The organism is Xanthomonas sp. WHRI 8932A (genome assembly GCF_035012785.1).
Lineage (GTDB): Bacteria > Pseudomonadota > Gammaproteobacteria > Xanthomonadales > Xanthomonadaceae > Xanthomonas.
This window is the reverse complement of the sequence record NZ_JAYGQQ010000014.1, coordinates 71980-86647: the sequence shown is the minus strand read 5'-3', so window position 1 is coordinate 86647 and position 14668 is coordinate 71980. Positions and strand designations below refer to the sequence as shown.

Here is a 14668-nt window from a genome sequence, read left to right as displayed (position 1 = left end):
CCCGAGGTTGTCCGGATGTCCCTGTCCCCCACCCGCGATCCGCGTCTTCCCGTCACCGTGTTGTCCGGTTTTCTGGGTGCCGGCAAGACCACCTTGCTCAACCGCATCCTGCACAACCGAGAGGGCCTGCGTGTGGCGGTGATCGTCAACGACATGAGCGAGATCAACATCGATGCGCAGTTGGTGCGCGACGGCGGCGCGGCATTGCGGCGGACCGAAGAGACGCTGGTGGAATTCAGCAACGGCTGCATCTGCTGCACGCTGCGCGACGACTTGCTGCAGGAGGTGCGCAGGCTGGCCGAGCAGCGCCGCTATGACTATCTGCTGATCGAATCGACCGGCATCGCCGAACCGATGCCGGTCGCGGCGACCTTCGCAGTGCGCGATGCAGATGGCTTCAGCCTGTCGGATATTGCGCGCCTGGACACCATGGTGACGGTGGTGGACGGCAGCCGTTTTCTCGAGGATTTCGGTTCGGCCACGACGCTGGCCGAGCTTGGTCAGCAAGCCGGGCCGGACGATACGCGCGGGTTGGTGCAATTGCTGGGCGAACAAGTCGAGTTCGCCGATGTGCTGGTGATCAGCAAGTGCGACCGTATCGATGCAGCGCAGCTGCAACGTTTGCGCGCGGTGCTGCGTGCGCTCAATCGCGAGGCGACGATTGTGGATGCGACCCACGGGGATGTGCCATTGCATCAGCTGCTCGATACCAATCGGTTCGATTTCACCCGTGCGCAGCTGGCGCCAGGCTGGATGCAGGAACTGCGCGGTGAGCACACGCCGGAGACCGAGGAATACGGCATCAGCAGTTTCGTGTATCGCGCACGTCGGCCGTTTCACCCGCAGCGGTTTGCGCGCATGGTGCACAACGGGCTGCCGCAGGTGATCCGCAGCAAGGGATTTTTCTGGCTGGCCAGCCGCATGGATTGGGTGGGCGAGTTGTCCAGCGTGGGTGGCGCCACCCAGACCAATGCCGCCGGCTTCTGGTTTGCCGCACGCCATCGTGTGGATGCGCAATCGATCGGCGAGCGGCTGCAGACCAGCATCACGCCGCTGCCGTACACCGACATCGGTTGGCAGCGGCAGCAGACCCAATGCTGGACCGCGCCGCTACCGCAGCTGCATGAAGTGGGCGATGCCACCGAGTACGCCGCCATGCAGCGGCTCTGGCACCCGTTATGGGGGGATCGTCGCCAGGAGCTTGCCGTGATCGGTGTGGAGATGGATACGACGCACACGCGCGCCGCACTGGATGCCTGTCTGCTCAGCGATCAAGAACTGCGCCAGGGTCCGGCGCAGTGGCAACTGCTGGAGGATCCGTTCCCGCAGTGGGAGCGTTGAAGTCCTTGCACGCTGTCATGCGGGCGCCGGTGGCGTACGGATGACAGCCGCGAGGTGACTAGGCAACTGGCCCCTCAGCGCGAGCCCCAGGCAATCAGCGCAATCGCCAGCACCGCCAATCCCAGACCCACGCGCGTCCAGCGCGTGGTGCGCTCGCCGAACACTGCGATACCGGCCAACGCACCGAGCGCCACCACCCCGATGTTCATCGTCGCAAAGACCGTGGCGGGGCTGTGCGGCAGCTGTTGGTGGGCGCGCACGTAAAACAGGATGTTGCCGAAATTGAGCACGCCCAGCAGCAACCCGGCGGCCATGCTGCGCGGATGCAGCCGATGGCCGCGGCGCATGCGCACCAGCTGTACGCACAGCAGTAACCCGAACGCGATTGCAAAGCACAGCGTCAGCGCAGTGAGTGAGGTCGTGCCCGAAAGCGCAATCGTCTTGAGCAGGATATCGATCAGCGCAAAGCCTACCCATACGCCCAGCAGCCAGGGCCACGCACGTGCCTGCGCGCCGGTGGTAGATGCAGGCTCGACCGTCGCCGGTGCATGTGCGCGCTGCACGATGCCGACCATCGCCAGCAATCCGACGCCCAGCCCTGCCAGCTTCCAGGGCCCGGCGGCTTCGCCGAAGACGGTAAACGCCGCCGCCAGCGACAACAGCAGCGACAGCCGTTGCGCCACGTCGGTGCGCACGATGCCGGCCACGCGCACCGAGCGCGCCAGCACCAGGAAAATACCTGGCAATGCAACCGCCAGGCCCAGCAGTGCCAGCCACGGCGTGGTCGCCGCGCTCAGGCTGGAAAATGCGGGGTTGAGCAGTGCCACGGCCAGCACGCAGGCGGTGGCGTAATTCCAGGTAATGGCCTGAAACACGTCGATCTCGCGACGCGGTGCCAGCTTCAACAACACCGACACCAACACGCTGCAGACAACGGCAAACAGCAGAAAATGCATGGGCAACGCAACGAAGTGTGCAGGCAGGGCGATGAACGCGGCCGGCGGGGCGGCTATTATGCAGCCATGTCCAATCCCCCATTTCCTACCGAATCCGCCACGTTGACGCTGGATGGGCCGGTCGGTCCGCTCGATGTCGCGGTCGATCTGCCCGAGCCGGACGTTGCCGCGCAACCGCTCACGGCCATTCTCTGCCACCCGCTCTCTACCGAGGGCGGCAGCATGCACAACAAGGTCGTCACCATGGCCGCGCGCGCGCTGCGCGAGCTCGGTATCACCGTGGTGCGTTTCAATTTTCGCAGCGTGGGGACCTCGGCCGGCAGCTTCGATCATGGCGACGGCGAGCAGGACGATCTGCGCGCGGTCGCCGATTGGGTGCGCGCGCAGCGGCCGGGCGACACGCTCTGGCTGGGCGGTTTCAGCTTCGGTGCGTATGTGTCGTTGCGGGCTGCCGGTGCGCTCGCGCCGCAGGTGCTGATCTCGATCGCGCCACCGGCCGGGCGCTGGGATTTCAGCGACATGCAGCCGCCGGAGCAGTGGCTGGTGATCCAGGGCGATGCCGACGAAATCGTCGACCCGCAGGCGGTGTACGCCTGGCTGGACACGCTGGAGCAGCAGCCCGAGTTGGTGCGCATGCCCGACACCAGCCACTTCTTCCACCGCAAATTGATCGACCTGCGCGGTGCGATCCAGCATGGTGTCCGGCGCTGGTTGCCGGCCGCTGTCTGACCGCGGCATGGACCACGCGTATCGCCTGGCGATGCGCCGTTGAGCGGGCAGGGCAGCAGCCGGCCCGCGGAGAACAGAATGAGTGAGATGACCCCGTCGCAGCGCTACGCCGCCGGCGTACAACGCGGCGACTGGCGCGCCGATCCTGCGCAGCAGGCGGCGCTGGCGGAACTGGACCGTATCCACGAGGCCTTGGTGGACAGCGCGCAGGACGGCTGGCTGGATCGGCTGTCGGCGTTCTGGAAAAAGCCCGAGCCGGTGCGCGGCCTGTATTTCTGGGGTGGCGTGGGGCGTGGCAAGACCTTTCTGGTCGATCTGTTCTACGACGGCTTGCCGATCAAACAGAAGTACCGCACGCACTTCCATCGTTTCATGCGCGGCGTGCACGAGCAGTTGCGCGAACACGCCGGGCAAAGCGATCCGTTGGCCAAGATCGCCCAGCAGTGGCGTGAAAATCTGCGCGTGCTGGTGCTGGACGAATTTTTCGTCACCGACATCGGCGATGCGATGTTGCTGGCGCGCCTGCTGGAGCGCCTGTTCGCCGAAGGCGTGACCCTGGTGACCACCTCCAACACCGCGCCGGCCAACCTCTACGCCAACGGCTTGCAGCGCGACAGCTTCATGCCGGCGATCGGGCTGCTGCAGAAATTCTGCGTCGAGCTCTATGCCGAAGGCACCGAGGATTACCGCATGCGTGCGTTGACGCGCTCGCCGGTGTATCGCGCGCCGCTGGATGCGCAGGCCGATGACTGGCTGCTGCAGCGCTGGAGCGAACTGAGCGGCAATGCCGAGGCACGCGGCGGCAATATCGAAATCGAAGCGCGCAAGATCGCGGTGCGCGCGCGCGGCAAGAGCATTGCCTGGTTCGATTTTGCTGCGCTGTGCGAAGGCCCGCGCGGTCCGGCCGATTACATCGAGATCGCACGTGAATTCACCACCGTGCTGCTCGGTGGCATTCCGCATTTCGATCGCATGAACGAGGACGCCGCGCGGCGCTTCGTCAACCTGATCGACGAACTGTACGACCGTCACGTCAATCTGGTCTGCACCGCGCAGGACGCACCGCCAGCGTTGTACAGCGGCCAGCGCCTGGCCGGCGCCTTCGAACGTACTGCCTCGCGTTTGATCGAAATGCAGAGCGCGGAGTATCTGGCGACTGCGCATCGGGCGTGAGCGCGCACGCGCGTCCTGCGCTGGTGCGCTACAAGATCGGCGCCATCGAAGAAGAGTGCGGGTAAAGCCAGTTTGGCGGCGGCGCGTGGTTGAACGAGATGCCGTGGTTGCCTAGCGCCCCGTCGACCCGTCAGCCGATGCTGCCGAGCGTCATGCTGACCGACCTGTGCCTGCCCAGCCCCTGGCTGGCCGATGGCATGGCAGCGACGGTGTTTGCAGCGATCGAACGGCGAGGCGACGGCGACCGCCGGGCTGCGTTGTGCAAGGTCGCCTCCCTCCGCAAAACCAACCCGACAACATCGTGTCGAACGATGCCAAGACTTAGCCTGCGATACCGATACCGATACCGATAGCTCCGGTAGGGGCCGATGGACTCCCGGCGACATGGCCGCGGCAGTCCATGACAAACATGTTCAAAAAATCGCTTGCAATTAAATAGCGCGCTATGTAAATTGCAGCCCATGGACACTGTCACCGCCACCAACGACCGCACCAACGCCTTGCTGCAACTGGATAACCAGCTGTGCTTTGCGCTGTATTCGGCCAACCTGGCGATGCACAAGCTCTACCGCGGTCTGTTGAAGGATCTGGACCTGACCTATCCGCAGTACCTGGTGATGCTGGTGCTGTGGGAGACCGATAGCCGCAGCGTGTCGGAGATCGGCGAGCGGCTGTATCTGGATTCGGCCACGCTGACGCCGCTGCTCAAGCGGCTGCAGAGCGCGGGCCTGGTCAGCCGTACGCGCGCCGTCAGCGACGAGCGCCAGGTCATCATTGCGCTGACCGATGCCGGGCGCGCGCTGCGCAGCAAGGCCGGTCGCGTGCCGGAACAGGTGTTTTGCGCCTCGGCCTGCTCGTTGGACGAACTGCGTCAACTCAAGCAGGAACTGGAAAAGCTACGCTCCAGCCTGGGTGCGGGATAAGTCGGTCATCGCATCCAATCGCTCTATCCACTAAGTAGCACGCTATTTAATCGCTAACAATTTATTCAACGCGCACTGCGCTCACTCAGGAGAACCACCATGGCCTCACCCGAAAAGATCCTCTACACCGCCCACGCCACTGCCACCGGCGGCCGCGAAGGCCGTGCCGTGTCTTCGGACAATGCACTGGACGCCAAGCTGTCCACCCCGCGCGAACTCGGCGGCGCTGGCGGCGACGGCACCAACCCGGAGCAGCTGTTCGCTGCCGGTTACGCGGCCTGCTTCATCGGTGCGATGAAGGCCGTGGCCGCGCAGGACAAGCTCAAGCTGCCAGGCGAAGTCAGCATCGACAGCAGCGTCGGCATCGGCCAGATTCCGGGCGGCTTCGGCATCGCGGTCGAACTGCGCGTCGCCGTGCCGGGCATGGACAAGGCCGAACTGCAGGCGTTGGTCGACAAGGCCCACCAGGTCTGCCCGTACTCCAATGCCACCCGCGGCAACATCGACGTCACCCTGACGTTGGCCTGATCCCACCCGGACATCCCCATGAAACCCTACGCATCGTTGCTGTTGGTTGGCACGTTGGCGTCGGCAATCGGCGGCGCGCTTGCCGCGCCGACCGATTCCAGCGCACCGGCCGCCTCACCCAAGGTCCAGGCCTTCCTGGACGCGCTCAACTCCTCCGGCGGCAAGCCGATGGAGCAGCTCACCCCGCAGCAGGCCCGCAAGATACTGGTGGACGCGCAGGCCGGCGCCACACTGCCGGCCGCCGAGGTTACCCGCAAGACCATCACCGTTGACGGCAAGCCGCTCGGCCTGGTGGTGGTCAAGCCGCCGGGCAGCGCCGGCAAAACCTTGCCGGTATTCATGTTCTTCCACGGCGGCGGCTGGGTATTGGGGGATTTCCCCACCCATGAGCGGCTGATCCGCGATCTGGCGCGCGCCTCGGGCGCGGCAGCGGTGTACGTGGACTACAGCCCGTCGCCGGAAGCGCGTTATCCGGTTGCCATCCACCAAGCCTATGCGGCCACCAAGTGGGTCGCCGAGCACGGCGCCGAGCTTGGCGTGGACGGCACGCGCCTGGCGGTGGTCGGCAACAGCGTGGGTGGCAACATGGCGACCTCGGTGGCCCTGCAGGCCAAGGCGGCCGGCACGCCGGCACTGCGCTACCAAGTGCTGTTGTGGCCAGTGACCGATGCCGCGTTCGACAACGGCTCCTACCAGCAGTATCAGCAGGGCTATTTCCTCAGCCGCAACATGATGCGTTGGTTCTGGGACAGCTACACCACCGACCCGAAGCAGCGCCGCGAGATCTATGCCTCGCCGTTGCAAGCCAGCGTGGAGCAGCTCAAAGGCTTGCCGCCGACCTTGATCCAGACCGCCGAGCTGGATGTGTTGCGCGACGAAGGCGAAGCCTACGGCCGCAAGCTGGACCAGGCCGGTGTAGACGTCACCGTGACCCGCTACAACGGCTTGATTCACGATTACGGCCTGCTCAACGCGCTCAGCGACGTGCCGGCAGTCCGCACCGCCATCCGTCAGGCGGGCGATGAGTTGCAGCAGCATCTGGCCAAGTAACCGCGGCCGTTGACCGGTCGGTGTTCGTCAGCCCCTGTTGACGGCGCGTTCGGCAGCAGAAAGTAAGTGTGGTGCACACCCTTCAATAGAACTGCCGCGGTCACTTCACGGTGCGCCGGATGGAGGTGTGTGCCCGCTGCTCGGTGCCATCGTGTGAGTGTGGATTGCCACAGCAGATACGCTCGGTGCGGCCGCATCGGGCGTATGTGTGTGCGTCGTTTTGTGCATCGTGCTGGAGCTGGAACAGCGGCAGGCGGTGTCGGATGCGTGACGCAACTGGCTGCTGCGCCAGGCAGCAATGGGTCAAACGCGGTCGATCACGACGCGACTTTCCGCTAGCGCGTGGCTCTTCCGAAGAAGACGCGGCGCATCAGGCAATGGTCCTGGATTAGCAAAGCCAGCACGCGGGCGACGCGCTCAATGTGCCGCGGCGGCAACCACGCTGGCAGACACCGGCGCGTCGTCCTTCTGCACGGGCGTGTTGAGTTCCAGCATCTGCAACTGTTCGCCCTGGAAGCGGTATTCCAGCGCCTGCTGGATGGCATACAGCGCCTGCGCATGCACGCACACCGCCTGCGCCTGTGTTTCCAGCACCTGATTGCGCTGCTGCATGGTTTGTTCCAGCCGCGCATCCAGCTCCGCGCCACGGCGTTCCAGCTGCCCGGCACGGCCGGTCATCACCGTCCACATCACGCTGCGGGTGAGGCTGCCGGCCAGATCCTCGGCCGCGTCCTCGACGCTGGCCTCGAAGCGCTCGTCGAACAGTTGCTGCTCCCAGCGCCCACGCCCCAGGCTGCCATCCACCTGCGCCAGCGCGCCGGTGCGCAGTTGCTCGACCTTGCGTTGCTGACGTGCGCTTCCGGACAGCACATGCACCACACCGCCGAGCGCATCGAAGGTGATGTCGACGACCGAGTGGGCGATGGAGGTCACCGCCGGCATCATTGCGCGGGTGCGTTGTTCGAGCTCGCGCAGCCGTTGCGCATCGGCTGCGCTGACCGGTTGCGCCTGACGGTCCACGTTGAGCTCGCCACCGTGGAAGAAAATCTCGCGTGGCGCGCCCTGCTTGCGACGCAGCCAGATGCCGCCGCTATCGGCCAGTACGTCGTAGGAGGTGCTGACCTCGCATTGCCGCGACGACAGCTGCGGCTTGGCGGTCTCTGCCTGCGCAGTGCAGGTTGCCAACACAAGCAGCGGCACAAGGACGGCAAGGCGCATGGGAGTGACCGCGGGCGGGGGACTGCAGCATCACGCAGCGGCGCTTGGGCTGCATGGGCAGGAAGTCAGGGTGCCGGCCGTGCCGCTCCGACCGGCGGTCGTCGTAAAGCGTGAACCGGGTCGAGCATCGACGCGATGACGGTATCCAAACGACTGGCTCACTTGATTCTCACGGCGTATGGTGTGAATTATGTTGCATAGCAGCATCGGAGCTCAGCAATGCTCGACACACGTATCGAAAAGGTTGACCTGGCGCTGACCGAAATCGCCCAGGACCCATCGGAAAAGGTGGCGCTGTGGCAATGGGCGTGCCGCGAAATGCTGCACGAAACCCTGATCGGCATGCATCAGTTGTCGCACCTGGCCGGCATTGCCCGTCACGTCGCCAACGACTGGCGCGCGCCGGTCGACGTGATCGCACCGCCGAAGCCTTACCTGGCCGCGTCCGCCCTGGCAGATCGCCGCCTGCCGCAGGTGCTGGATGGGCTGGGCAGCACACAGGACGACGACGACCGCGCCAACCTGTGGCGGCTGCGTTACGCGAGCCTGATCGCCTCGACGCTGCAAGGCATGCAGGCGCTGGCCGAAAAGCACCGTATCGATCGGCAGGCGATGGCGATGGGTCAGTTGAACTGATTGCTGTCCACGATGCCGCGCACTGCTGCGCGGCCAGCTGTCACCGGGGTGATGCGTCGCGGAGTAGAGCGGTCGCAATGCCGCCCGTTTATGTCATCGTGTGGTGCAGGCGATTGGTGTTGCCAGCTGCCTTATCGCGCCAGCGTGTGTTCGATGTTTGTAGCGTCAGCGCGCTTAAAAACGGCGGCTGATTCGCGCTTGCGGCCCGACCTGATTTGATGCGGTTCGCGAAAGATATCCCTTCCCAACTCAAACAACCTGGCGGTGTGCAGTCATCGCGAGCATAGGGCGCTCAGCACAACACGCAGCACGCGCTTCTTGATCGAACTACGCTGCCGTCCATCCTGCAAAATTCTTGCGTTGTGCCCAAACGCAGGCGCCTTCAGTGCCGCACGCTTGCATCCTGCAGATGCTGCCAGGCATGGCGCACGATCCAGCGCGCCTGGTCCCACGGCACCGACAGCAGCGGTTGGTCCTGGTAGTACGCATCCTGCAGTACCCGGTACAGCTGCGCTTCGGTGGCGCGCGGATACGCGAGGTAGATGTCGTAGCCCAGCATCAGCAGGCGGGCGTAATCGGCAAACGCGTAACCGCCCAGATGCCCTTCGGCATGGACATCCCGCCAGTAGGCGATTTCTGCGTCGACATTGACGGTATTGCGGGTCAGAACGGCTGCGCTGTGCATGGGTAGGACTCCGTGACCGGGCTACCCCCCTGTGCGCGCACCGTAGCAGCGCCGGTGGCGGCTCACCAGCCCGCGACGACGAGCGGTCGCCACCGCTGTCGTCGCATGCAGCGCCAAGCGCGGCTAACACCGTAGCGAGCAGTCGTCAGATGGGTGCGCGCGGCGCACTCAGAACCGGAGTGTCTGAGTGGTGTATGCCGCACCGCATGCCGACTGTGCCCGCCTGGCGGTGAGCGCAGTCGTTTTGTCAGCCGCTCTCAGCCCGCTGCATGCGTCGGTGCACCATCAGTCCCAGTCGGGCGCGATGGCGTGCGGGTTGGCCAGCCGCTGCCCGCGGTCGAGTGCGGCGATTTCGCCCATGTCCTGCTCGCTCAGGCGCAGGTCCTGTGCCTTGAGATTGCTTTCCAGATTCGCCCGTTTGGTCGACGATGGAATCACCGAATATCCCTGCTGCAGTGCCCAGGCCAGCGTGACTTGCGCCGGGGTGGCCTCGTGGCGCGCGGCAATGGCCAGGATCACCGGATCCTTGAGCACCTCGCCCACCGCCAGCGTCATGTAGGACGTCACGTGGATCCCCTGTTCGCGCAGGAATGCAATCAACGCGCGATTTTGCAGGTACGGATGCACCTCGATCTGGTTGGTGGCAATCGCCTCGGCGCCCAGGATCTCGATCGCCTGCTTGACCAGGGCAATGGTGAAGTTGGACACGCCAATCGCACGCGTCAGGCCCTGCTGTTTGGCATCCGCCAAGGCTTCCAGATACTCGCGCATCGGTACCTGATCCTTCGGCGACGGCCAATGGATCAGGGTGAGGTCGACATACTCGGTGCCGAGTTTGCGCAGGCTCTCCTGCAGACTCGGCAGCAGCGCATCGCGGCCGAACTTGTCGACCCAGATTTTAGTGGTCACATACAGTTGGTCGCGCGGCACGCCGGAAGCGGTGATCGCCTGGCCAACCTGCGCTTCGTTGTCGTAGATCTGTGCGGTATCGACGGCGCGATATCCCAACGCCAACGCGTTGCGTACCGAGTCGATGACGACCTGATCTTTGAGACGGAAAGTGCCGAGGCCGAATGCGGGGACAGTCATTGTGTTCCTTTTGGGAATGGGAAATGGGGAATCGTAAGAGCCGGTAGAGCGCTGCGCATTGATCAGTCGAGTGCGACGACCGCTTTGCCGAAGTTTTCGCCGCGCAACAGGCTGATCAGCCCCTGCGGTGCGGCATCCAGGCCATGCAGCACATGCTCGCGATACTGGATGCGCTCTTCGCGCAGCCACTGGCCCATTTCGCGCAAAAATGCCGGCATTAGGCGGATGAAATCGTGCTGGATGAAACCGCGGAGGGTCAGTCGCTTGCGCAGTACATGGCCCATGAAGTCCGGCAGGCGATCGGGTCCAGGCAGTGCCTGCCCACGGCTGTTGTACGTCGCGATCACGCCGCACACCGGAATGCGTGCAAAGTCGTTGAGTTGCGGCAGCACCGCATCGAACACCTTGCCGCCGACATTTTCGAAATAGATATCGATGCCGTCGGGCGTGGCGGCGCGCAACTGCGCAGCAAAGTCGTCGGCGCGATGGTCCAGCGCCACATCCACCTGCAACGACTCACGCAGGTAGCGCACTTTTTCTGCGCCGCCGGCAATGCCCACCACGCGCAAACCTTGCAGGCGCGCCAACTGCGCCACGGTGGCGCCGACCGGCCCACTGGCGGCGGCCACCACCAGCGTTTCGCCGGGCTGCGGCTTGCCGATCTCGTGCAGGCCGGCGTAGGCGGTAAAGCCGGGCATGCCGTAGACGCCTAGCGCGGTGCTCAGCGGCAGGCTGTCGTCCTTGGGCAGTTTGCGCAGCGGTGTTGTCGGGGTGAGCAGGCTATAGGTCTGCCAACCGCCGTGCAGCACCAGCAGATCGCCGGGCTGATAGTCGGCATGATGCGACTCGACGACTTCGCCGATTGTGCCGCCTTCCATCACCGCATCAATGGCCACGGGCGCCGCATACGACGGGCCATCGTCCATGCGGCCACGCATGTACGGGTCGAGCGACAGGAAGCGGTTGCGCACCAGAATCTGGTCGTGTCCGGTGGGCGGCAGGGCGACTTCTTCGATGCGGAAGTTGTCTGCGTTGGGTTCGCCGTGCGGGCGCGACGCCAGCACGATGCGGCGGTTGGTGATCGATGTCATGCGGAAGATCCTCGCAGGGGAGCCGCGCGTGCGCGGCCGAGGGAACACAGCGACAGAAGTCGCCGTGCGAGTGAATGAACAGGCCGATGCTGCGCTGTTGCGGCGTTACGCTGCAGCCGGTTCCGGCGCGCTTGCGCCATCCAGTTGCGCAATCTGCTCGGCGCTCAGCGACAGCTGCGCCGCAGCCAGCACATCGTGCAGCTGGGTCACGCTGGTGGCGCTGACGATCGGCGCGGTGAGGCCGGGGCGTGCGATCAACCAGGCCAGCGCGATCTGTGCCGGCGTGGCGTTGTGGGTTGCGGCCAGGTCGTCCAGCGCCTGCAGAATGCGCAGGCCACGCGGGTTGACGTATTGCTTGACCACCGAGGCGCCACGCGCGCTGCTCTTGCCGGCATCCTCATTGCTGCGGTACTTACCGGTCAGAAAGCCGCTGGCCAGCGAGTAGTAACTGATCACGCCCAGCTCGTGCTCGCGCACCAGCGGTTCCAGCTCGGCTTCATAGCCGGCGCGGTCGTAGAGGTTGTATTCGGGCTGCAGGCTTTCGTAGCGCGGCAGCGTGTATTGCTCGGAAATATCCAGTGCATCGCGCAGGCGCGACGCGCTGTAATTGGACGCGCCGATCGCGCGCACCTTGCCTTGTTCGATCAAGCGGCCGAACGCGGCCAGCGTGGCTTCCAGCGGAATCGACTCATCGTCTTCATGCGCCTGGTACAGGTCGATCACATCGGTCTGCAGACGCGTCAGCGAATCTTCCACCGCCGCTGCGATGTTCTCCGGCGACAGGCCGGGATGCTCGCTCCACTTGGCGACCTTGGTCGCGATCAGCACCTTGTCGCGCTTGCCGCTGCGTGCAAGCCAACGCCCGATGATGGTTTCCGATTCGCCGCCGCGATTGCCCGGCACCCAGCCCGAATACGCATCGGCGGTGTCGATCAGATTGAAGCCGGCATCGACGAATGCATCCAGCAAGGCGAACGAGGTCGCCTCATCGGCGCTCCAGCCGAACACATTGCCGCCGAAGACGATCGGTTGAACCTGCAGGCCGGAGCGGCCCAGTGCGCGGGGGTGAGTCATCGTGGAAGCTCCTGATGCGAACTGCCGACAGGATAGTCATGCGCACCGATCATGCGTGTGACATCGATGTGGATTCAGCGTTCCGCCGATCGTGCGCATCGGCTCACAGGATATGAACATCTCGCGGATGCACGGCGATGCGAACCACCGCTGAGCATTGCGATTCGGGCACATGGCAGGCCCCAGGCCGCGTGCTAGGCTCGCGCTACTTTTACCCGGAAGAGGGCGCTGCGATGATCCGCAACAAGCTGGCTTGTGCGTGTGTGATGAGTGTCATGGTGGCGATGAGTGCGCCCCTGGCGATGGCCATGAAGCCGGCCGACAGCGCGAGCCTGCCGGCGCCCGATGCCGCGTTGCAGGCGGCCATCAATGGCAACTGGCGCGACCGTGTGTACGTGCAGCGCGATCAGTACCGCCACCCGGGCCAGACGCTGGCGTTCTTCGGTATCAAGCCGACCCAGACCGTTATCGAGATCACGCCCGGCGGCGGCTGGTATTCGGAAATCCTGTCGCCTTACTTGCGCGAGAAGGGCAAGTACGTGGCAGCGGTGGTCGACCCGGCGTCGGCATCCGAAGGCCGTAACCGCGATTACGCTCAGCGTGCGCGCGACGAGCTGGAAAAGAAGTTCAAGGCCAAGCCCGAGGTGTATGGCAAGCCGTCGTTCGTGTCGTATGTGCCCAAGTCGCCGTCGTTCGGCGTGGACAACTCGGCCGACCTGGTGCTGACCTTCCGTAACGTGCACAACTGGCGCATGGCCGGCAGTGCCGAGGCGATGTTCGCCGGCTTCTACAAAGTGCTCAAGCCCGGCGGCGTGCTGGGCGTGGTCGAGCACCGCGCCAAGACCGATGTGCCGGCCGACGACAAGAGCGGCTATGTCGGTCAGGCGCAGGTGATTGCGATGGCCGAAGCGGCGGGCTTCAAGCTGGCAGGCAAAAGCGAGCTCAACGCCAATCCGCGCGATACCAAGGATTACCCGGGTGGCGTGTGGACGTTGCCGCCGAGCAACAGCCACGACAAGGCCGACGATGCCAAGTACAAGGCCATCGGCGAGAGCGACCGCATGACCTTGAAGTTCGTCAAACAGTAAGCACGTGTCTGCATGCCGGCGCAGATGCGGCCGGCATGCAGTGGTTGCTGCGCATAACGGCTGTCATGTGGCGTGCGGTTGGGTGTGTATGACAGCCGGCGCAAGAACGCAGTGCATGTGCGTTGCGAGTGCGTAGAGACGGGATCTGCGATGCGTGGCGGACAGCGGCGTCTGACCATGGTGTGACCTGCGCACCCGAAGTTTCCGTTGTTCTCACGGGATGCCGCATGCCAGCGACCGCGCTGCTGGCGGCGCGCATCTTGCTTACGTCATACAGCCACGCGCGGCGATCGCTGCGCGCAGCGCTCTTCTGCAACAGGTCTGTCCATGTTGGTGCTGTTGAACAAACCCTATGGCGTGCTGTCGCAATTCAGCGACCGCTCGCAGCCGCCCAAGCGCACATTGGCCGAGTTCGGCCTGCCGCCGGACGTGTACGCGGCGGGCCGCCTGGATCACGACAGCGAAGGGCTGTTGTTACTCACCGACGATGGCGCACTGGCGCATCGGCTCACTGACCCACGGCACAAACAGCCCAAAACGTACTGGGTGCAGGTAGAAGGCGAGCCGCAGGACGCACAGCTGCAGGCCTTGCGCGATGGCGTGCTGCTCAACGATGGCCCGACCCGGCCGGCAGCGGTGCGCACGCTCGACCCCGCGCCGGAGCTGTGGCCGCGCAATCCGCCGGTGCGTGTGCGCAAGACCGTGCCCGATGCCTGGCTGGAACTGCAGATCACCGAAGGCCGTAACCGTCAGGTGCGTCGGATGACCGCATCGGTCGGTCTGCCCACCTTGCGTCTGGTGCGGGTAGCGATCGGCGACTGGAGACTGGATGCGCTCGCGCCTGGCCAGTGGCGTGTGGATGACACGCCTGGCCCGCGACAGGGGCGTGGGTCGCGCAGATAGCGCTGGGGTGTTGCGATCACCTCGATGGCGCGATGGCTGCAATCGCCAGTGATGCGATCGAACTGCGGCGATTGCATGCGTCTTTCAACGAGCGGCTGACGACACGTAGCGAGCAGCTCTTACCTGGGTGTGGATGCCGCACTCGGATCCGGCGTGTACGTGTACGGGTATTCCATGCTGCACC

The 14668-nt window shown here is 64.8% G+C and carries 15 protein-coding genes and 1 other RNA gene; 9 read left to right on the top strand and 7 right to left on the bottom strand.

From position 1 onward, the window contains the following. Nucleotides 1-15 precede the first annotated feature (15 nt). Entirely contained in the window at nucleotides 16-1341 is a 1326-nt protein-coding gene (locus VC212_RS21030; RefSeq protein WP_323526845.1) for a GTP-binding protein, read from the top strand. A 74-nt stretch (nucleotides 1342-1415) separates the two neighbouring features. Here VC212_RS21030 and VC212_RS21025 read toward each other — a convergent pair whose 3' ends face one another. Continuing rightward, nucleotides 1416-2297: an EamA/RhaT family transporter gene (locus VC212_RS21025; RefSeq protein ID WP_323526844.1), complete on the bottom strand. Its 882-nt coding sequence runs from the start codon at nucleotides 2295-2297 to the stop codon at nucleotides 1416-1418. Nucleotides 2298-2363: 66 nt separating this feature from the next. Here VC212_RS21025 and VC212_RS21020 point away from each other — a divergent pair, with 66 nt between their 5' ends. The 5 genes from VC212_RS21020 (at nucleotide 2364) to VC212_RS21000 (ending at nucleotide 6700) form a co-directional block, all read left to right on the top strand. Continuing rightward, complete coding sequence (locus VC212_RS21020; protein WP_115552900.1) at nucleotides 2364-3026, top strand: alpha/beta hydrolase; 663 nt, start codon at nucleotides 2364-2366, stop codon at nucleotides 3024-3026. A gap of 78 nt (nucleotides 3027-3104) precedes the next feature. Then, nucleotides 3105-4199 (top strand): cell division protein ZapE, encoded by a 1095-nt coding sequence (zapE, locus tag VC212_RS21015; RefSeq protein ID WP_115526765.1) that lies wholly within the window; start codon nucleotides 3105-3107, stop codon nucleotides 4197-4199. A 461-nt stretch (nucleotides 4200-4660) separates the two neighbouring features. After that, a complete protein-coding gene (locus VC212_RS21010) occupies nucleotides 4661-5122 on the top strand; it encodes a MarR family transcriptional regulator (RefSeq protein ID WP_323526843.1) in 462 nt (153 codons plus the stop codon). 99 nt (nucleotides 5123-5221) lie between these two features. Further along, on the top strand, nucleotides 5222-5650 hold the full coding sequence (locus tag VC212_RS21005; protein WP_055853607.1) for an organic hydroperoxide resistance protein: 429 nt from the start codon (nucleotides 5222-5224) through the stop codon (nucleotides 5648-5650). An 18-nt stretch (nucleotides 5651-5668) separates the two neighbouring features. Next, nucleotides 5669-6700, top strand: coding sequence for an alpha/beta hydrolase (locus VC212_RS21000; protein ID WP_323526842.1), 1032 nt, complete (start codon nucleotides 5669-5671; stop codon nucleotides 6698-6700). A 417-nt stretch (nucleotides 6701-7117) separates the two neighbouring features. Here the strand turns inward: VC212_RS21000 and VC212_RS20995 are convergent, their stop codons facing one another. Next, the gene (locus tag VC212_RS20995) at nucleotides 7118-7918 is read right to left on the bottom strand and encodes a DUF2884 family protein (RefSeq protein ID WP_323526841.1); all 801 of its coding nucleotides are present in this window, start codon (nucleotides 7916-7918) and stop codon (nucleotides 7118-7120) included. Nucleotides 7919-8137: 219 nt separating this feature from the next. Here VC212_RS20995 and VC212_RS20990 point away from each other — a divergent pair, with 219 nt between their 5' ends. Further along, the gene (locus VC212_RS20990; protein ID WP_055853599.1) at nucleotides 8138-8554 is read left to right on the top strand and encodes a hypothetical protein; all 417 of its coding nucleotides are present in this window, start codon (nucleotides 8138-8140) and stop codon (nucleotides 8552-8554) included. 382 nt (nucleotides 8555-8936) lie between these two features. On the opposite strand, the gene VC212_RS20985 is transcribed toward VC212_RS20990, so the two are convergent. The 5 genes from VC212_RS20985 to VC212_RS20965 all read right to left on the bottom strand — a co-directional run bounded on the left by VC212_RS20985 (nucleotide 8937) and on the right by VC212_RS20965 (nucleotide 12493). Beyond that, complete coding sequence (locus VC212_RS20985) at nucleotides 8937-9239, bottom strand: hypothetical protein (RefSeq protein ID WP_055853597.1); 303 nt, start codon at nucleotides 9237-9239, stop codon at nucleotides 8937-8939. A gap of 121 nt (nucleotides 9240-9360) precedes the next feature. Next, nucleotides 9361-9435: non-coding RNA, sX9 sRNA (locus tag VC212_RS20980), on the bottom strand. Nucleotides 9436-9524: 89 nt separating this feature from the next. Continuing rightward, nucleotides 9525-10328: a 2,5-didehydrogluconate reductase DkgB gene (gene dkgB, locus VC212_RS20975; protein ID WP_323526840.1), complete on the bottom strand. Its 804-nt coding sequence runs from the start codon at nucleotides 10326-10328 to the stop codon at nucleotides 9525-9527. Nucleotides 10329-10390: 62 nt separating this feature from the next. Further along, nucleotides 10391-11419 (bottom strand): NADP-dependent oxidoreductase, encoded by a 1029-nt coding sequence (locus VC212_RS20970; protein ID WP_323526839.1) that lies wholly within the window; start codon nucleotides 11417-11419, stop codon nucleotides 10391-10393. Between the two features lie 105 nt (nucleotides 11420-11524). Beyond that, the gene (locus tag VC212_RS20965; RefSeq protein WP_323526838.1) at nucleotides 11525-12493 is read right to left on the bottom strand and encodes an aldo/keto reductase; all 969 of its coding nucleotides are present in this window, start codon (nucleotides 12491-12493) and stop codon (nucleotides 11525-11527) included. Between the two features lie 233 nt (nucleotides 12494-12726). On the opposite strand from VC212_RS20965, the gene VC212_RS20960 reads away from it, so the two are divergent. Beyond that, nucleotides 12727-13581 (top strand): class I SAM-dependent methyltransferase, encoded by an 855-nt coding sequence (locus tag VC212_RS20960; RefSeq protein ID WP_055853969.1) that lies wholly within the window; start codon nucleotides 12727-12729, stop codon nucleotides 13579-13581. Nucleotides 13582-13908: 327 nt separating this feature from the next. Continuing rightward, on the top strand, nucleotides 13909-14484 hold the full coding sequence (locus VC212_RS20955) for a pseudouridine synthase (RefSeq protein ID WP_323526837.1): 576 nt from the start codon (nucleotides 13909-13911) through the stop codon (nucleotides 14482-14484). The last annotated feature ends 184 nt before the right edge of the window (nucleotides 14485-14668 follow it).